This is a genomic window from Anabaena sp. CA = ATCC 33047 (genome assembly GCF_963870205.1).
Classification (GTDB): Bacteria; Cyanobacteriota; Cyanobacteriia; order Cyanobacteriales; family Nostocaceae; genus Trichormus.
In genome coordinates this window covers 201,215-220,647 of the sequence record NZ_CAWMSA010000040.1, presented here as the reverse complement: position 1 = coordinate 220,647, position 19,433 = coordinate 201,215, and the positions used below count along the sequence as shown (strand labels likewise).

Annotated in this window: 18 protein-coding genes; 7 read left to right on the top strand and 11 right to left on the bottom strand. The window is 41.1% G+C overall.

Annotation, left to right across the window (positions count from 1 at the left end):
- Positions 1-2: 2 nt before the first annotated feature.
- The 3 genes from AACS98_RS10460 to AACS98_RS10450 form a co-directional block, all read right to left on the bottom strand.
- Complete coding sequence (locus AACS98_RS10460) at positions 3-809, bottom strand: DUF5331 domain-containing protein (RefSeq protein WP_066379254.1); 807 nt, start codon at positions 807-809, stop codon at positions 3-5.
- Between the two features lie 53 nt (positions 810-862).
- Entirely contained in the window at positions 863-1,195 is a 333-nt protein-coding gene (locus AACS98_RS10455; protein WP_066379251.1) for a (2Fe-2S) ferredoxin domain-containing protein, read from the bottom strand.
- A gap of 271 nt (positions 1,196-1,466) precedes the next feature.
- Complete coding sequence (locus AACS98_RS10450; protein ID WP_066379249.1) at positions 1,467-2,441, bottom strand: cysteine synthase A; 975 nt, start codon at positions 2,439-2,441, stop codon at positions 1,467-1,469.
- 209 nt (positions 2,442-2,650) lie between these two features.
- On the opposite strand from AACS98_RS10450, the gene AACS98_RS10445 reads away from it, so the two are divergent.
- Both AACS98_RS10445 and AACS98_RS10440 read left to right on the top strand, forming a co-directional pair.
- Positions 2,651-2,851: a hypothetical protein gene (locus tag AACS98_RS10445; protein WP_066379246.1), complete on the top strand. Its 201-nt coding sequence runs from the start codon at positions 2,651-2,653 to the stop codon at positions 2,849-2,851.
- 110 nt (positions 2,852-2,961) lie between these two features.
- The gene (locus AACS98_RS10440; protein ID WP_066379245.1) at positions 2,962-3,153 is read left to right on the top strand and encodes a hypothetical protein; all 192 of its coding nucleotides are present in this window, start codon (positions 2,962-2,964) and stop codon (positions 3,151-3,153) included.
- Between the two features lie 34 nt (positions 3,154-3,187).
- Here the strand turns inward: AACS98_RS10440 and AACS98_RS10435 are convergent, their stop codons facing one another.
- Positions 3,188-3,772, bottom strand: coding sequence for a Uma2 family endonuclease (locus AACS98_RS10435; RefSeq protein ID WP_066379610.1), 585 nt, complete (start codon positions 3,770-3,772; stop codon positions 3,188-3,190).
- 104 nt (positions 3,773-3,876) lie between these two features.
- Positions 3,877-4,515 carry a peroxiredoxin gene (locus tag AACS98_RS10430; protein ID WP_066379243.1) on the bottom strand — a complete coding sequence of 213 codons (639 nt, stop codon included), beginning with the start codon at positions 4,513-4,515 and terminating at the stop codon, positions 3,877-3,879.
- 366 nt (positions 4,516-4,881) lie between these two features.
- On the opposite strand from AACS98_RS10430, the gene AACS98_RS10425 reads away from it, so the two are divergent.
- The 4 genes from AACS98_RS10425 to AACS98_RS10410 all read left to right on the top strand — a co-directional run bounded on the left by AACS98_RS10425 (position 4,882) and on the right by AACS98_RS10410 (position 9,103).
- Positions 4,882-6,594, top strand: a complete 1,713-nt coding sequence (locus AACS98_RS10425; RefSeq protein ID WP_066379241.1) for a VWA domain-containing protein — start codon at positions 4,882-4,884, stop codon at positions 6,592-6,594.
- 59 nt (positions 6,595-6,653) lie between these two features.
- Complete coding sequence (locus tag AACS98_RS10420) at positions 6,654-7,376, top strand: hypothetical protein (RefSeq protein WP_232317141.1); 723 nt, start codon at positions 6,654-6,656, stop codon at positions 7,374-7,376.
- Positions 7,377-7,458: 82 nt separating this feature from the next.
- Positions 7,459-7,977 carry a hypothetical protein gene (locus AACS98_RS10415; protein WP_066379239.1) on the top strand — a complete coding sequence of 173 codons (519 nt, stop codon included), beginning with the start codon at positions 7,459-7,461 and terminating at the stop codon, positions 7,975-7,977.
- Position 7,978: 1 nt separating this feature from the next.
- The gene (locus tag AACS98_RS10410) at positions 7,979-9,103 is read left to right on the top strand and encodes a substrate-binding domain-containing protein (protein WP_066379237.1); all 1,125 of its coding nucleotides are present in this window, start codon (positions 7,979-7,981) and stop codon (positions 9,101-9,103) included.
- On the opposite strand, the gene hpsP is transcribed toward AACS98_RS10410, so the two are convergent.
- The 5 genes from hpsP to glmM form a co-directional block, all read right to left on the bottom strand.
- Positions 9,100-10,290 (bottom strand): hormogonium polysaccharide biosynthesis glycosyltransferase HpsP, encoded by a 1,191-nt coding sequence (hpsP, locus tag AACS98_RS10405; protein ID WP_066379234.1) that lies wholly within the window; start codon positions 10,288-10,290, stop codon positions 9,100-9,102. The two genes, AACS98_RS10410 and hpsP, sit on opposite strands and share 4 nt — an antisense overlap.
- A 56-nt stretch (positions 10,291-10,346) precedes the next feature.
- Positions 10,347-11,522, bottom strand: a complete 1,176-nt coding sequence (gene hpsO / locus AACS98_RS10400; RefSeq protein ID WP_066379230.1) for a hormogonium polysaccharide biosynthesis glycosyltransferase HpsO — start codon at positions 11,520-11,522, stop codon at positions 10,347-10,349.
- Between the two features lie 190 nt (positions 11,523-11,712).
- Positions 11,713-12,738, bottom strand: a complete 1,026-nt coding sequence (gene hpsN, locus AACS98_RS10395; protein ID WP_066379227.1) for a hormogonium polysaccharide biosynthesis glycosyltransferase HpsN — start codon at positions 12,736-12,738, stop codon at positions 11,713-11,715.
- A gap of 294 nt (positions 12,739-13,032) precedes the next feature.
- A complete protein-coding gene (gene hpsL, locus AACS98_RS10390; RefSeq protein ID WP_066379225.1) occupies positions 13,033-14,676 on the bottom strand; it encodes a hormogonium polysaccharide biosynthesis protein HpsL in 1,644 nt (547 codons plus the stop codon).
- Positions 14,677-14,796: 120 nt separating this feature from the next.
- Positions 14,797-16,272: a phosphoglucosamine mutase gene (glmM, locus tag AACS98_RS10385; RefSeq protein ID WP_066379222.1), complete on the bottom strand. Its 1,476-nt coding sequence runs from the start codon at positions 16,270-16,272 to the stop codon at positions 14,797-14,799.
- Positions 16,273-16,783: 511 nt separating this feature from the next.
- Here glmM and AACS98_RS10380 point away from each other — a divergent pair.
- On the top strand, positions 16,784-17,500 hold the full coding sequence (locus AACS98_RS10380; RefSeq protein ID WP_066379219.1) for a biliverdin-producing heme oxygenase: 717 nt from the start codon (positions 16,784-16,786) through the stop codon (positions 17,498-17,500).
- 198 nt (positions 17,501-17,698) lie between these two features.
- On the opposite strand, the gene groL is transcribed toward AACS98_RS10380, so the two are convergent.
- Entirely contained in the window at positions 17,699-19,393 is a 1,695-nt protein-coding gene (groL, locus tag AACS98_RS10375) for a chaperonin GroEL (protein WP_066379606.1), read from the bottom strand.
- Between the last annotated feature and the right edge of the window lie 40 nt (positions 19,394-19,433).

The following is a 19,433-nucleotide window of genomic DNA, read 5'->3' as shown; positions in this document are numbered from 1 at the left end:
CCCTACACCCCGACTTCCCACCCAGTACCCTGACAAAATTCATCTACCCAAGAAGCCAAATTACTGGCATTAGTATGAGGTATGTGATTAACTTTGTTGATGGGTTTGGGTGGTTTTTTATGCTGATATTTGCCGTTGTGGGAAATTTCTGTGGTTGATGTTGAAGAAATCAGGGTTTTTGGTTTACTGGGTACGGTCGTAGTAATTTCTAGTGAACGTAGTATTTTACCATTGCGAGAGGGTGCGGTAGCTAGTTTCAAACCGATAGATGGTAAAGGTTTAGGTGTGTTGGGGGTGATGGTGAGGGTAGGTTGAGGAGGTATTTTAGCATTAGAGGCGATCGCATCTCTAGGTTGATCAATCGGTACAATTTCCGTCCTAGACTCGCGTATCTCTGGTGTCACCACCTGCTGTTTTCCATTCTGCCCGTTGGTATTAGGCGTGGGAACATCGTCAATGATCAATGGAATCAATGTTACTGGTGGTTCTTCTGGAAAATCATCTTCTGGTGGGTTGACAGCCAAATCCGACTGTGATGAAATTGAGTTTAATTCTGTATCAGGATTAAAATTAAGACCCAAAGCTGCAACTATATCATCAGGGTTATTATTCAGTTCTACAAGAAACGCCATAATCTCAGCAAAATTTGGCTCTAAACCAGACAGCGTTGCCAACATAAACCCAGAAGAAGGCCGTCTTATACCATTATAAGTAGCCCAAACTCGCATTTTGACTAACCAAGGACGATTTTCCTCGTAGTAACTTAGCCACTTCATTTTTAAGGATTGACGCAGCTCCTGAATATTCATGGATGCCTCGCTAGAGTCAGAAATAGTGCAGACCTGTATATTGATAATTGGCTTTATCCTTGCCGATGAAACCGATAATAGAGCATCTTCTGCACTATTTGACCACCTATTAAATGCTTTTCTACTAATAAAGGCACTTCCTGGGGTTGAATGCCACTATACCAAACCATATCAGGTAAAATTAACACCATCGGCCCATTACCACATTGTCCCAAACAACCGCTAGCTATCACCGTGACATCAGCAACCGGCAAAGCTGTAAAAGCTGCTAATACTTCCTTTGCACCTTGTTTTTTACAAGTGCGATTTTGGCAGACTCTCACACATCTGGAAGTATCAGGTTGATTTGTGTTGAGCGAGTTTGATGGTTGGGTAATATTATTCATGTTTCAATGACACCCTATTGATCAATATGGTAGGGGTTTAGCATTGCTAAACCCTTACAGGTAGGAGGGAAAACTGACTAAAAGGATGTCTGAAAAGTATTGTTATTAACATCAAAGTCACTCAAACCTAACCCCCCAGCCCCCCTTCCCTACAAGGGAATGGGGGTTTCAAAGCCTCTCTCCTTGCAGGGGAGAGGTTTGGAGAGGGGTTTTTAGTATCCTTCTTAACTTCTCAGACATCCTCTAATGACTAATGACTAATAACAAATAACTAATCTACAGACAGCCCTTTAGCAGCTAACCATTCCCGGTTAAATATCCGCGACTGATACCGTGAACCGCTATCACATAAGATAGTGACAATGGTATGTCCAGGGCCTAATTGCTTGGCTAAAGCTACAGCAGCAGCGACATTGATACCTGTTGAACCACCCATTAATAAACCATCTTTCCGCAATAGCTGGTAAACTACCCGTAAGGCTTCTTGATCATCTATTCGGATAGCATCATCGGCTGGTGCGCCTTCCATGTTGGCAGTGATGCGACTGTTACCAATGCCTTCAGTGATAGAATTGCCTTCTGTCTTGATTTCACCTGTTTTGATGTAGCTATAGAGTCCGCTACCCATCGGGTCAGCAACTACACATTTAACTGCTGGGTTTTGTGATTTCAGGTACATGGCTACACCAGCAAATGTTCCGCCAGTACCAGTTGCAGCTACCCAACCGTCAACTTTACCATCGGTTTGCGTCCAAATTTCCGGGCCTGTGGTTTCGTAGTGGGCGCGACGGTTAGCTAAATTATCAAATTGATTTGCCCAAATAGCATTATCCATCTCAGCCGCAATTCTACCGGATAGTTTGACGTAGTTATTCGGGTCTTTGTAGGGTACGGCGGGAACGGGACGGACTTCTGCACCTAAAGCGGTGAGTGCATCGATTTTTTCTTGTGATTGGGTGTTAGGAATGATAATCAAACATTTGTAGCCTTTAGCATTGCAAATATGCGCGAGTCCAATACCTGTATTACCAGCCGTGCCTTCGACTACTGTACCACCGGGTTTGAGTAGACCTTTTTCTTCTGCATCTTTGATGATATACAATGCAGCCCGGTCTTTAACAGAACCACCTGGATTAAGAAATTCTGCTTTAGCGAGGATTTCACACCCTGTTTCTTCACTGAAGCTCTTGAGCCTAATCAGTGGTGTATTGCCAACAGTGCCTATGAAACCATTTTTGATATCCATTGTGATTTTACTTGAGTTCTTACTTATAAAAATTGTGGCTCATAATTGTCTCATTACTCAGGGGGTGTATGCTTTGCTCGTAGATTGAGCAAGTCCACTACAAATACTACAAATACTGGTTATTTCTCAGGGTGCAGGTTTTGCTCAAAACATCATGGCAACATCAAAAATGATGGCAACTGCTAAACCTAGCCACTGATAGGTGCATCATGAACAAAGCAACCAAAAACAGATTCGATGCTGAAATGACGGACGAAGACTGGTTTAACTTAGGAAAATCTGATGCTTGGGCTGGAAAACCGAAAATTTCACCAGAACAGGATGCTCAAGGGGCGAGTATGTATGATTTAGGCTACAGCGAGGGCAAAATTAAATATCCGCCAACTAAAACTCCAAATACTTCTCAATAATCAGGCGATCGCTCAACCAAAAATGTATATCCTCACAAATTCTTCAATTTTTTCCCCTACTCTGAACATAGAGCAACTCAAACACAGAGGCGGCATTTAGCTGTATGATTATGAAACATGAAGATATGGAAGTTTTGGAAGCATTAGTTGATAAATTGACATTAGCTGCCATTTTAGAAATGCTAGAGCGAATCTCTCACAAACACGCCGAAAATCTCCGCACTCATTGGCAAGATGAAGTTACAGCTAAGTTGTGGGATAAAGCAGCTAGGCAGATAGAACAAATCAATGTTGATGTTTAAATAGGTAGGAATGTTTATAATCAGAAATACTACTCTACCAAACTTTACTCATATTCAAGACAAATCCTGGTAAAATAGAGTCTGCGCTCACGGTATCAGGATTTTCTAAACATTCCTCTGGTTGACCAGGACGGTAAATATAAACTTGGCGGTGTTTGCGGTCAATTAAAAAGCCTAATTGTATCCCTGGTTCTTTGATGTATTCTGCCATTTTATCTTTCAGGGGTTGCAGATTATCGCTAGGCGATCGCAGTTCCACGATAAAATCAGGACAAATCGGTGCAAACCTTTGTTGTTGTTCTGGTGAAAGACTATTCCACCGTTCTAATTTTATCCAAGCTGCATCAGGAGAACGTTCTGCACCTGTGGATAACTTAAATCCTGTACTAGAACTAAAAGCTATACCTGTACCATCCTGTTCTGACCACACCCACAACTGTCCTAAAATATTAAACTCTCGATTGCCTGTTTCTGAACCCGTAGGGGGCATAATTGATATTTCTCCTAACTGATTCCGTTCAATGCGTAAGTCACGATTTATCTGACAGAATTCAAAAAATTGTTCGTCTGTCATTTGCATTGATGGCGGAATTTGGATGACTAAGGGAGATGACAGCATAATCTTTCCATAGCTGGCTTTATCTTTATTTTGACCCAAACGCAAAAAGACGCAAAGCTACCAACCAGTATCTTTGCGTCTTCTACTTGAATTGACTTAAAAATTTACTTGTTAGGCTGTGGAGTCATCCGCAAGTAGGGTTTAATTTCTTTGTAGCCTTTGGGGAATTTTTCTTTTAATACTTCTGGGTCTTTCAAAGATGGTACAATTACGCAATCATCCCCATCTTTCCAGTCGGCTGGAGTAGCTACGCTGTAGTTATCGGTGAGTTGTAGCGAGTCAATAACCCGCAACAATTCGTCAAAGTTGCGTCCGGTGCTGGGGGGATAGGTGAAGGAAAGACGCAGTTTTTTGTTGGGATCAATTACGAACACGGAACGCACTGTGACAGCTGCGTTAGCATTGGGGTGAATCATGTCGTAAAGGTCGGAAACTTTACGATCTGCGTCTGCCAAAATGGGGTAGTTGAGTTTGGTGCTTTGTGTTTCTTCGATGTCGCCTACCCAGCCGTTATGAGATTCTACATCATCGACGCTCAGAGCGATCGCTTTCACGTTACGCTTGTCAAATTCTGGTTTGAGTTTGGCAACAGTACCTAATTCAGTTGTGCATACTGGGGTGTAGTCAGCAGGGTGAGAAAACAGCACCACCCAGCTATCACCAGCCCATTCGTAAAAATCTAGGTCGCCATGTGTAGACGCTTGCTTAAAGTTAGGTACTGTATCACCAAGACGGAGAGCCATATAAGATTCCCTGTAGTTAAATAACGCCTATGTATCTTAACGTGTTGTTTCGTAACAACACCGATTTCCCCATCGGCTTTGAGTTGTTTTTAACAAAAGTTCAACTTTGTTGACCTTAACAAGTCTGTGGCGATGGGAATAACTGACGGATTCTGATTATTGCACAAATCAATGTATTTGTATTTTTTCTTGCCCAATAATTTTGACAAGTTTTCTGGAATCCTCTGCCAAGGATTTGTAGTTTGTCGAGGTACTTGTATAATCTGTGATAGTTATATAAAACTCTATTTGATGTTTGCGAAGCTAGAAGTCAAAGAGACTTCTTCCCCATTCCCTAATCAATAACTGAGTTTCTGGGATAAATACATGATTCTCAAAGGGTCTTGGTCAATTACACGGTTGACGTTTGCCTTTGGTATACTGTTACTAACAGCTTGTAATAGTAATGCCAACTCGGATGATAATTTTACGGGTTTGCAACTTAAGGTTTTGGTGGGTAGTGCTTTAGGGGATTTTTGCAACCAAGCAGCCAAAAATTTTAATGCTACTCAACCAAAGTTAGATAATGGTAAAGCTTTTCGGGTCAGTTGTGAAGCAGAGGGTAGCGGCGATGTGGTGACAAAGGTAGTTACTTCCGCCACGCAACTGAAAAATGGGACTTTGCAAAAAGATGCGCCAGATTTACCTACAATTATTTCTTTGGACGGGGAGATATACCATAGTCAGTTAATTTACCGAATTAATCAACTGTTCCCCGGTCAGAATTATATCCCCGAAATTACTGACGCGCCTTTAATAGCGAATTCGCCAATGGTGTTTATGGCTCAGTCTGACTTGGCTGGAGGTTTGCGAAAGGTTGCTGATCCTTATCAAGCTTTGGTAACAGCTAAGACTCACCAGGATATTGATTCATCTGCGCCAGCTTTAACTGTTAACTATGTCCACACTGCACCAACTCGTTCTAATTCGGGTTTGCAGACTTTGGTAGCTCAATACGCTAGTGTATCAGGTAAGCGTCCTGAAGAGTTGACTATTGCGGATGTGCAGAAGTTTCAGCCGCAAATTCAGCAAATTCAAAGCAAAATTACCCGTTATGGGGTTTCTACTCATTCTCTTGCCCAAGCAATGGTCAAAAATGGGACGTTTTGGGCTTCTGTTGGGTCTGTTTATGAGTCTAGTGTGATTGTGGCGAATTCTGGCTTGCAACCAGGACAGCAGCGTTATACAGCAGTTTATCCCAAAGCAACGTTTACGTCTAATATGCGGGCAATTGTGCCGAATGCGCCTTGGGTGAGTGCTGATGAAAAGACGGCTGCTGACAAGTTTATCAGTTATTGGCGATCGCCTGACACTCAAAAAATTGCCACTGATTTGGGTTTAAGGCCAGGAACTCCCGGCGTAGCTTTGGGTGTAAAATTTTCTTCTGAGTTTGGGGTGGAGTCTCAAGCTAAATATGATTCTCTGCGACCTCCTCAGCCGGAAGTGGTTGATGCTATGTTGAAATCATGGCAGGAAGCATCTAAGAAACCTTCTTTAGTGGTGGTGGTGGTTGATTCTTCCGGTTCAATGGAAGGAAACAAGCTACCAGCAGTCCAAAATACTTTGTTAAATTATGTGAAAAATCTGGGCGCAAAAGAACAAATTGCGTTAATAGATTTTGATTCCCAAATTCGTCCGCCAGTGTTAGTAGATGGTACACCCCAAGGGCGCGATCGCGGTCTGCAATTTATTAACGGTCTGCGGGCTGATGGTGGAACAAAATTATATGATGCTGCCCTACAAGCTCGCAATTGGTTACAACAAAATCGTCGTCAAGATGCTATTAATGCCGTTTTGATTTTAACTGATGGCGAAGATTCTGGTTCGCAGGTTTCTTTGGATCAATTATCAACTGAGTTGCAAAAAAGCGGTTTTTCTACTGACCAAAGAATTGGCTTTTTTACGGTTGGTTATGGTAAGGAAGGTGAGTTTAATCCTGATGCTTTGAAAAAAATTGCTGAGGCTAATGGGGGGTATTATTCTCATGGTGAACCTGAGACTATTTCGCGGTTGATGTCTGATTTACAGGTGGAGTTTTAAACGCGGAGGTACGCTGAGGAAACGCGGAGGTACGCGGAGTTTTTTTGAGGGGATTTATTATGAGGTTGGTTAATCCACTTTATTATCCGTTGGCTGTTTTGGGTGGGGGGGTGACTCTATTTGTTGGTGTGCGTTTGGTAAGTTTGCCTAGTCCTGTTATGCTTCCTTTGGCGGTTGGTTTTGCTATGACTGGGGCTAGTTTTTTACAGTCTCGTCAACCTCGATGTTTAGAGTTAGATAACCCAGAGTTGGAACGGGAAATATTAGCAGTTAAAAAGTCTGCTTTGGTGTTAGTTAATCAAGCTAAGTCTCTGCGTTTGGAAGCGCAAAGGTTGTTAACTGATACTTTTCAGGTGGAACTTTTGACTACGGTGTTTATGAGTTGCGATCGCGTGGCTGATTTTCCTGGTAAATTTGATTTGTTGGTGCAGCATTTACAAGCTAGTAATTCTCTGCTTTCTGTTGATGAGTTAAAAGGACAGCTTAAGGAAGTTAAGCTGAAATTACCTTCTAGTTCTGGAATATCTAAAAAACATCTCAATCAGTTAGCTGATAGTCTCAAACGTAATATTAAGTTGGCGCAAGAAGGGGAAGATAGTAGGTTAGCTAGAATAATTAATATTTCTACTTTGATTCAAGATTTTGCTGGGGTTTCGCAAAAATTGCAAACTCAATTACGTACATCTGATTTAAGTGATGGTGAACAAATTCATCAGTTGCAATTAATTGCTGATGAGCTTAATAGTTTGGCGGAAAATCTGGATTTAGTTGTCAGACAATGATTTTAAACGCAGAGGGGCGCGGAGGAAACGCAGAGGGGCGCGGAGTTTTTTTGAGGGTTTTTAGGGTATCTTTGTCATATATATGAAGAACAAGTTTTTATGGGCATTTATTATTAGTGAGTTGTTGATAATTATCCCAATGCTTGTTTTGACTATTGGAAAGTCTGTTAATTTAAAATGTCGGCGCATTGAACCTAGTTATGTCAATTGTCAGCAGCAGTTTAGTCATTTTTATGGTTTATGGTCAAGTTCTCCGACATCATTTAGATTAATGGGTATGGAGTTAGAAAAATATGGGTTTAAAGAGGATTTTGGCGCAGGTACTTATCTTTATTTGCAAACTCATCATCAGCAAGAGGAGTTATATTTTTACGGTGATAATTTACAAGCAGCGTTAGCAGATAAACAACGACTTGCACAATTACTGGGGAATACAGGTAGTTCTTCTTTAGAATTAACTTTGCAAGATAGTTCTATGACTGTCTTAGGTTTTTTAGAAATCTTTTTGGGTGTACATATTATCATTTATTGTTTGGTCGGTTTTTCCCTGTTTTTCTTGACATTAACTACTGTCGGTTATTTCCTCATCACGAAAAAATAATATGAAGAAGAAGAAAAAATTCAAATCTAAACGTAAAAAACAGATTTTTACCTCTATCGCTATCATCATTGCAGCGTTAGGTTTAACTTATGCACCTGTTCCTGGTTTACAGCAAACTGTGGTAATTGTTAGTGGTACGGAATTACAAGAACCTCTACAACAATTAGAAGCGAAATTTGAGGAGGAAAACCCCAATATTAAATTAGACCTGAAATTTCAGGGTTCGCAGGAAATGGTGAATAATTATGTTGACCAAAAGAATGATTATAAACCGTCGGTGTTAATTCCAGCTAATGGGGAAATTTTAACAGAGTTGCGCGATCGCCTACGCACTACTAACAACACCGACCCGTTTTATAATACCCCTAAACCTATAGCTAAAACTTTACTCGTTGCTATTGCCTGGCCGCAACGGGGTAAAGTTCTGTTCCCAGATGGACGCTTCCAATGGGATAAAGTTGAACAAGCTATGCAAGCAGGCAATTGGGGAAAGGTTGGTGGTGTGAATGACTGGGGTAGTTTTGATTTTGTCACCACAGACCCCACTCGGTCTAATAGTGGTCAGGTGACGCTTAACCTCTGGACACAAGCAAAATTAGGTGGTAATATCAACCTCAATAGTTTTAATAATTCCTCTGTACAGTCTTTGTTTGGGTTGGTGAAAAAGTCGGTCTATCAACCACCCCGGTCTACAGATATTCTTTTACAAGAGTTTATTAGCAGAGGTGTTAACGATGCGGATGTGGCTACAGTATATGAAAGTATAGCCCTCTATCGTTGGCAACAGTCTACAGCGAATCAAGGTAGACCTTACCAAATCTATTATTTAAATCCCACAAGTGAGTCAATAGCAACAGCAGCTATTCTCCGTCGGGATGTTGATAATAGTACAGCAAAGGCAGCAAGGAAATTTTTGGATTTCCTTACACAACCCGCACAACAAGCTGTCTTGGTTCAGTATGGTTTCCGTCCAGTGAATAATGCTGTAGATTTAAAAACAGTACCTAACAGTCCGTGGAATCAAAATATTCCTGGTGCTGAGGTTAAACCCACTGTCCAAACTATACCACCACCCAACAGCCAGGCGATTCGAGAAATTCAGCGTTTATGGGAACGAGCGAATTAATTTAATTTATTGGCGATAATTGTTTGATAGGCTTGGATGGTTTGTTGAGCGATCGCATCCCAGCTAAAATTTGAAAGTGCATAGTTTTTCGCATTGCAACCCCGACGCTGACATTCTTGGGGATTTTGCAAAGCTTGTTGCAGCAAGTCTACCAAAGATTCTACATCAGTTGTCCCCACCCAGCCTGACTGACTATCGCGTACCTGTTGCCAAATATGCACTTGGTCAGAAATGATTACAGGTTTTCCTGCTACCATTGCTTCAGCGACAGCAATACCAAAATTTTCATAATACGAAGGTAAGACGAACACATCAGACGCTTGTAATAGACTAGCTTTTAATTCACCCCTGACAAAACCTGTAATAGTAGTGTGCTGTTTTAAAGGTGAATTAGCAATTTCATCTTTAATTTTTTGTTCAAAAGCTGGGTCTTGGGGATTTGCACCAGCTAAAATAAAATGAAACTTCATCCCTAATTGTAGCAGTTTTTCTAGTGCCGGAATCAACAAATTTAAACCTTTTTTGGGTTCAACCCGTGACATAAACAGCACCAAAGGAACATCTTCTGGTACACCCAACTTACTATTTAGCAACTGTTTCTGAGTGTCGGCTAAAATTGACGGTGGAATTACACCCAAAGGAATCACTAAATCTCGCGTCGCCACCCCAAACCTTTCCGAGATTTTCGCTTCTTGTTCACTGGTAAAATGAATTGCTGCTGCTTCAGCTAAATTACGTTTTTCAATAAGTTTTACATAAAGCTGTTTTAATTGCTTTTTCTTCCTTAAATCAGCCGGGTCAAGTGTCCCCAAAGGACGTAAAATATAAGGTAGTTTTTGTTGACGACATACAAACGCTGCCGCACTACTCACAGGAGAAAATAAAGCATGAATATGTGCTAAATCATATTCTTTCGCGTGAGTTTTTAACCAATTGAGTAAATCTAGAGAAAATTTATAACGGCGAAATGGCGCACAGCGAAAATAGATAATTTCATAACCATCTTGTGGAATAGGTACATTTAAAGGTACATCCAGAGGTTTTTGACCCGTATCACCATTACTATTAGTAGTTAGTAACGTAACTTTGACCCCTTCTTTAGCCAAAGCTGGGGCTAATCCTAGTACCATTTGACTAGGGCCACCATATACTAAAGAAACAGATGGAACAATTTGTAAAACTTTCATTTCTATTATTTACATATTAGTCTAATGACTAATGACTAATAACTAATGACTAATGACTAATGACTAATAACTAATGACTGATAAAACTCAAATTGTTGCTTGGCTAAAGCTTTATTCGTGTATTTATCCATCGCTTTTTGATAACCCAGTTCGCCTAATTTATTAGCCAAATCTGGTTTTTGCATCAGTTGTAATAAACAATCAGCCAAAGCTTCAGTCTTACCTTCAGGAAACACCAAACCAGCATCACCAATTACATAAGGTATTTCCCCAGAATCAGAACCAACTACAGGTATTTTACAAGCCATTGCTTCAATAATTACATGACCGAATTGTTCTTTCCAACCCACAGAAGTTAAAGTTTTAAATTGGTACGTCGTTTCTGATGGCAGTACCAAGGTACTCATTAAATTAATATAGTTAGCAACTTCGTCATGAGGGACACTTTCTACAAAAATCACCCTATCTTCAAGATGATTCTCTGCTACTATCTTAACTAATGCTTCTTTTAAAATTCCCCGTCCTAACAGTAATAATTTCCAAGGCTGTTCTTTTAATTTAACCAAGGAATTTACTAGCGTTAATAAACCTTTTTCGGGAACAAACCGCCCGACAAACCCGACAACAAAATCATTTTGTTTAATGCCCAATTTAGCTGCTAATTCTGGTTGTGCTTTTGGTGTAAACAGATTTTCATCTACACCTAATTGTGGCATAACTTTAATTTCACCATTATAGCCCCGTTGTCGTAAAATTTCTGCTCCGTCTTGATTACCAGAGATAATACCGTGACTGTGATTCAGGTTATATTTTTCTAATAAAGCCACTGGTAATTTTAATTCATAAGCTAAATTCCACCAAGTAAAAAAGATATTTTTCGCCTTTAGTCCTAACAACTGATTTAAGACAATCATTTGAGTATAAGCCAAACCCCTAGAACCTTGTTCTACTTGGATGACTTGGGGGCGGAATTCTCGCAATACAGATATTAAATCAGTACCAAAGGTCAGTAAACCTTGATGGTTTTGACTAAAATTAGAAACTGGAACTATTTTAAATGCGCCTTCATCCCGGTATTGAGTTTCAATAATTTTATTTTGTACACCTCCAGGTTTCCAGACTTTCGGAACTACAACTGTTACTTCAATACCCGGTTCTAATTGCGATAAAGCCCGAAGTTTTTCACAATTGAGGTCTACAATATATGTATGACTGGCAACTAAGATTTTCATAAATGTGAAGTAATATTTAGTGTTCAGTAGTCATGAATTTTCATTCAAAACTAATGTCTGTTGATGGTTGATAGTTGATGGTTGATTGTTAATTGAACCCAAAAAGTATTCAAGTTCCTGAATGTATTTATGGACAATAAAACATGGGAAGCAAAATTCATTCAAGACGCAGGATTTATCTGTGGGTTATTCAATTTTGAATTTTGTAGGCTTGCCTTCCCGTAGGGTATTTTGAATTTTGAATTTGATCAAGACGACTATAAATTTGTCCATCATTCCAACTTGATTGAATGACAGTTCCTAAAGCTTTGAGGAAACCAAAGCTATAAAATATACCACGAACCAAAATTTTTATCGGTGAACCGCTTTTATGACACGGAGGACGACCTAAAACATGACAATCAAATAAGCGGGCGAATAGACGTAAAGCTTGGCTGACGGTGAGGTTTTTCAGCCCCATGAGGAAGTGATTGTGATAGAAGGTGATTTGATATTTGAGCGATCGCATACTAATATCATGACAGCCTCCTGTTTCTTCCCCTAAATGTACTAAGTACGCCTCTGGGTCATACCAAATTTTATACCCTGTCTGACGCAACCTCAGACAAAAATCTGATTCTTCCCGTACCGCACTACCGCGAAACCTCTCATCAAACCGCAGTCCATGTTTAGTGAAAATTTCCCGCCGGAAAGACATATTGCAACCCCTTGCAGTTAGCACTTGTTGGGGTTTGATGGTATGTACTAAATCAATGTGATACCAAGCAATACCAGGGTTCATAGCTTCTGGTGGGAGATATTCAATTTCCAACTCTCCCCCAGAATCACCTAATTTCATTCTGTCAAATACCCGTCCAGCCACCGCACCTATTTCTGGGTTGTTTGCGTAGTTTTTCACATGGGCTGAGATATAATCAGGGGTTAATTTCACATCATCATCAATAAAAATTATGATTTCACCAGCAGCCCTTCTGATACCATAATTTCTTGCCCCCGGTAAACTTGCCCAATTTAAGCGAAACCATTTAATTTTCTCTGCTGCTGCTACTTCTTCTAGATAAGTTTGAACTTCTGGTTTGTGTTGTGGTGATTGGTCTACAACAAACACTTCAACATTCGGGTAATTTTGATTTAAGACATCTGCAATGCTATCTCGTAATGCTTCTTCTCTACCGTAGGTGGGGATAATTATAGTAACTAAAGGCTGAACATTCATATTTTTGCGAATAAATTAACTAAATACGCTATTAACATCTACTTTGACTTTTTCGGCAAATAGCTAACCATTTTTATTACATAGTTTTCTGATTTTGTAAATAAATATACGTAAATAATACTTTGTCTATTTGTGTCTGATTCTTAAAACTTCTTCAAACAATCTAGAGCTTAAATTACAAAGAGAAAAATGGGAAAAGCCAAGTTGCATGCAACGTCTCTACATCTTGTTGACCAAAACTCTTTGAGAATATGTTTAAATTGGGGCAGTAATTCATACAGTATTACTACTGTGTTACTTGACAAAACTTTTTGCTTTTTGTTCAAGTTCTTCATTTTTCCTTTCTTCTTGATCCAGCACTGGTAATTTAAAGAGGATGCCAGCAGCAAACCAATAATAAACAGCTACCGGATCTACATCTAGGGGGTAATAATAAGTGTTGTAACTTATAAACAATATAAACACCCATAAAGCACCAGCGTAACTGCGGAAATTACGGTTTTTTATGGAACGATAGGTTTTAAAACCAGTAAATGTCAGGGTAGTAACCAAGCCAACAAAACCCAATAATCCCATAATGCCCACTTCATACATAACTTTGGGGTAGTAGGTTTCCACTAGCTTAGTTTTACCCAAACTGCGAGCCGAGTTAGTGGCTCTACCTAAACCACTGCCTATAGGAGAATCTACATTTTTCGTGTTCTCCTCAAACTGCTGGACGATAAAGGCGTGAGGTGGTGAAGCTTCCCAACGACTCATAAAACTCTCAGTCCTTTCTTGAACAACAGCAGGGTTACTCACCATTGCAATTCCCAAGATAGCGACGAGTCCTATACCAATGGGCAGAAAGCGTTTAAGGTTAGCAATTTGACCAGTGAGGATTAACAGCAGAACAAAGCAGGTTGGTACTAATGCTAAAGCAATTCTTTGTCCTGAAATCACGGCATTGACGAAAACTACAGCCATAGAACCCAGGCTGATAACCCGCCAAATAATCTTAGGATCTGAAAAACCACTAGCAAAAGTAAAAAATGTGCTAGAAATTAAGAACCATGCCCACTGCCAAGGAGCAACAAACGTTCCAGGTAGGCGAATCATCCCTTGGCTGGGACTAAAAACTAAGGAACCACCAAAGAAACACCGAGCATCTAGTGTGGCTTTAAATAAGTCTGCTCCTGATGCGTTTCTAGTACCTTCACAGATACCTGTCAATAAGAATAAGTATTGTACTATACCTAATATTCCACAGGTCAGGATTAAGCTAATTTGTAAGCGCGATATAAATAAAAAATCCTGTTTATTGCGAATTAAGTAGTAAACGCAACTAATCAGAGGTACGTAACCCAAAAATACTTTTAATCCTAGAATTCCCATACCTATAGGGATTTCCTTGGGAGCTTTTTCTAAAAGTCCTACAGGAGGGGGGTTTAGTTGCTGTCCACCATTGATAAACACCAAAGTTAGCATACACAACCCCAATAAGATAAATAATGGGGTTTTAATCGCTGCGGGAATGATGAAAGGTAATTTTTGCTGTCGGCACATTTGCCAATATGCAATCAAGGCAGGAACGTAAAAGGCATCTTTTGCTAATTGCAAAATGGGACTGTTGCCTATGTAATAAGTGATTGTGCCGCCAGCAGGTACGTAAATTATAAATCCAATCAAGGCTGTACGAGGATATTTGTAGGCCAGGGTGATGATAATGATTCCTAATACAGCCGGAACTGCGGCCTTGATTCCTGCTACAAGAAACAGCAAAATTCCGATAAACAGGCTGACACCGGAAGCTTTTGTCAGGAGGTTAATTAGTTCTTTACGCGCTTTGGTTGCTTGACGTTTTTGGGCTAATCTCTCTTTGAGACTGAGGGGAGGAGTTTCTGTTTTTAGCGGCTTTTTTGATTTTTTAGCACGGGATGATTTGCTTTTTGTCGCCATAGAAATTTTCTCACCTATCAGCCAAGCTCGTTTTCCGGGTTGGTAGTAAGCACGAAGCGTGCTGAGAAATATCAGGACTAAAGTCCTGACTACGAACTGGCTGACAGGAAGATAGTTAGATTAGCTGACTAGGTGTGCTTGGACTTGTGCTACTAATTCCTCTGTCCAGTAGGTAGCCAGTTCAGCATTAACGGCTTCTACCATAACTCTAATTACTGGCTCTGTGCCAGAGGCGCGGACTAAAATTCTACCACTATCACCCATTGCGGCTTCCGCAGAGGCGATCGCTTGTTGTATCGGTTCGCAATTTTGCCAACTCAAACGGCGATCGCGGTCTATAACTCGCACATTCCGCAACAATTGGGGATAGGTATCAAAACTTTCGTCTACCAATGCGGCTAGGGAAACACCAGCCTGTTTGACTAAACTGGCTAAATGTAAAGCAGTTAACAAACCATCCCCGGTAATTCCGTAGTGACGACAAAGGATATGACCAGACTGTTCACCACCTAACGCCCCTCCCGTCTTCAGCATTTCGGCTTGTACGTATTGGTCGCCTACAGCAGTACGAATTAATTTACCACCTTGTTGTTGCCATGCCTTTTCAAAGCCTAAATTCGCCATGACTGTCGATACAATCAAGTTATCTGGCAGTTGTTGCTGTTGTTTAAGGTGTTGTCCCCAGAGATAGAGAATATAATCACCGTTAACCGATCTGCCGGTGTTGTCTACAGCCAAGACTCGATCAGCATCACCATCAAAGGCAAAACCTAAATCAGCATTGTGTTCTTGGACGGCAGCTTGTAGAGTTTCTAGATGAGTAGAACCACAATTTACATTGATGCGATCGCCATCTGCTTGATTATGCAAACAGATAACTTCTGCCCCCATTTGTTCAAATACCGATGGTGCTAACCCAACAGCAGCACCCCAAGCCAAGTCTAAAACAATCTTCATGCCTTGAAGATTAACTGATGCTTGCAAAGGTTGTTGCAACGCTGCGCCATAATTCCCGATTAATTCCCGACGAGAGTAATGCCGACCGCAATCACTTACACTGTTAAGGAATTCTGTATTTCCACGTAATCCGGCTTCAATTTCCGCTTGTAAAGCCTGGGGTAACTTAGCACCATCCGCACCAAAAATTTTAATCCCATTATCTTCTGGTGGGTTATGACTAGCAGAAATCATCACCCCACCAATAGCTTCACTACTGCTAGTCAAATAAGCCACACAAGGAGTAGGACATAATCCCAAATACCAGACTTCGATGCCCGCAGATGTTAACCCCGCACTCAAAGCCATAGCTAACATATCGCTGGAGTTTCTCGAATCCTGTCCTAGAATTACAGGCCCGACTCGATTAGCTTGACTACGTAGAACTACACCAGCCCAGAAACCCACTTGCAATGCTAGCGGCGCACTCAGTAATTCTCCGACTTTACCACGAATCCCATCAGTCCCAAATAGGGGCGTTTTGGGTAGGGATAGCAAATTTAACCCCTCATTCCTCTGTTGTCCTTTCCCCAGTTTCTCAGCTTCACAAGCAGTAACTACTCTAATATCAGCTTGATTCCGAGTTATCGATGAAACCATAAATTTAAACACCCCACACACTCACACTGAAAAATATTACTTTACAACTGATTCAACAAATCTGACTTCTCTAGAACCTAGTCAATCCCTTTTGTTTTGTCTTTATGATATTTATTTTTCTGAGCAGAACAAGTCTCTCAACTGTTAATTTTCAGTAATTTTGCTGAAAAATTATCAATTTTTTGGTAAATTCTTCCATCTAGAGACGTTATCTTTCAACAAACACAGGGGTACAGGGGAAGAAAAAAGTCCCTTGCAAATGTAGAGACGTTGTATAAAACGTCTCTACATATTGCCTATAAATTCAGTCAATTGCTTATATCCCCCAGATAAATAACGGGAACACGCATCACGTCAGGTAATTGTTAACAAAACTATATGTTGTTTGCGCTTAAAAAATTTTAATATAAATTCTCATCAAATAGTTCTAATGTAACGTTTTAATGGCATTTTTTAGCCGTTCGTAACTCAAGACTCTGGCAGTTGACCCTTTAAATTTGAGAAGTTTAGTATGAGCAGCAATTTAGCAAGCAAACTGCGTATAGGTACAAAAAAAGCCCACACAATGGCAGAAAATGTGGGTTTTGTCAAGTGTTTTTTAAAAGGGGTTGTTGAGAAAAACTCTTACCGCAAGCTAGTGGCTAACTTTTACTACATCTACTCGGCGATGGAAGAGGAGATGGAAAAGCACAGCCAGCACCCGATTTTATCTAAAATCAATTTTCCCCAACTCAACCGTAAGCATACCTTAGAGCAAGACCTGAATTATTACTATGGTGCTAACTGGCGGGAACAAATCCAGTTATCGTCAGCCGGGGAAGCCTATGTACAACGCATACGCGAAATTTCCGCTACTGAACCAGAGTTATTAATTGCCCATTCTTACACCCGTTACTTGGGTGATTTATCTGGAGGTCAAATTCTCAAAAATATTGCTGTCACCGCCATGAATCTGGGTGAAGGACAGGGAACAGCTTTTTATGAATTTGACGAGATTTCCGACGAGAAGGCGTTTAAAGCTAAATATCGTCAAAGTTTGGATGAGTTACCGATTGATGATGCTACAGGCGATCGCATTGTCGAAGAAGCTAACGCCGCCTTTGGCATGAACATGAAGATGTTCCAAGAATTAGAAGGTAACTTAATCAAAGCCATCGGCACGATGTTGTACAACACCTTAACCCGCCGCCGCACACGCGGTAGCACCGAACTGGCAACTGCTGAGTAAATGTAAATTTTTGTAACCGAACTTTAAGCAAAATTAAGGGGCAGCTTCCCTGAGTTCATCTGTTTTCAACAGGCGATTTTAGGGAAGTTGCCCCTAGTCTTTGGGGGTGGGGAGTAGGGAGTAGGGGAGCAGGGGGAGCAGAGAAGAACTTCTATCTAGTCCCCAATCCCCAGTACCCAATCCCCAGTCCCCAGTCCCTTAGAACATACCCATGCCACCCATGCCGCCCATGCCGCCCATGCCGCCCATGCCGCCCATGCCGCCCATGCCAGCATCAGCAGGAACAGCAGGTTTCTTCTCTGGTTTTTCCACAACGATCGCTTCTGTGGTTAAAACCATACCAGCAATTGAAGCAGCATTTTGCAAAGCAGAACGGACAACTTTCGCCGGGTCGATAATACCAGCCGCAATTAAGTCTTGGAATTCGCCAGTCGCCGCATTGTAACCCATGTTAAATTCACTATCTCTAACTTGGGCAACAATCACAGAACCTTCTGCACCAGCATTGTTCGCAATTTGACGTAAAGGTGCTTCTAAAGCCCGTTTGATAATGTCAGCCCCGATTTTTTCTTCTGCGTCCAGGCTGTCCTTAATTTCGTCTACTTTCTTCGACAAGTGAATTAAGGTTGTACCACCACCAGGAACAATACCTTCTTCTACCGCCGCCTTAGTAGCGTTGAGTGCGTCTTCAATTCTCAATTTACGGTCTCTGAGTTCGGTTTCTGTGGCTGCACCGACTTTAATCACTGCTACACCGCCAGCTAGCTTGGCAATACGTTCTTGCAGTTTTTCCTTATCGTACTCAGAATCAGTCTCTTCCAACTGCTTGCGAATTTGACCAATGCGCTTTTGTACTTCTGGCTTGGCAGCACTACCAGCCACAATGGTGGTATTTTCTTTGTCAATGCTGATTTTACGGGCAGTTCCCAACATTTCCAAAGTAGCGGTATCCAAACTCAGACCGATTTCTTCAGAAATCATTTGTCCGTCGGTGAGGATGGCGATATCTTGCAACAAGGCTTTGCGGCGTTCACCAAAACCGGGGGCTTTAATTGCAGCTACAGCCAGCACACCCCGCGCTTTGTTGACTACTAAAGTTGCTAAGGCATCTCCTTCTACATCTTCAGCAATAATCAGCAGTGGTTGACCTAAACGCGCGATTTTTTCCAATACAGGAACTAATTCTTGAATGCTGCTGATTTTCTTGTCGGTGATCAGGATGCGGGCGTTTTCAAACTCTACCGTCATCCGTTCGTTATTGGTGACGAAGTAGGGGGAAATGTAACCTCTATCAATTTGCATCCCTTCCACGACTTCTAGTTCTGTGGTGAGGGATTTGGACTCCTCAACGGTAATTACACCGTCTTTGGTGACTTTTTCCATTGCTTCGGCAATCATATTGCCGACTTCTTCATCGTTACCAGCAGATACAGTAGCCACTTGAGCGATGCCTGCGGCGGGCGATGCCAACGCACTGCTTTCAACTGGCTTGGCTACTTTCGCAATTTCTGCTACTAATGCCTCAGTAGTTTTATCAATGCCACGTTTTAAACTGACTGGGTTGCTACCAGCCGCTACGTTTTTCAAACCCTCTTTTACCAAGGCTTGGACTAAAACAGTCGCGGTGGTTGTACCATCACCAGCTACATCTTTTGTTTTAGATGCTACTTCTTGGATGAGTCTAGCACCAGTATTTTCTAAAGGATCTTCTAATTCAATTTCTTTAGCGACAGTGATCCCATCATTGACAATTTGGGGGATACCAAATTTCTTTTCTAAAAGTACGTTGCGACCTTTTGGCCCCAAAGTGATTTTTACAGCATCAGCTAAGGCGTTGACACCCCGTTCTAGGGCGCGCCGTGCGTCTTCATCGAATGAAATAATCTTTGTCATGTTTCCTTTCTCTAGCAGTTCCATTAGACAATTTAGCACT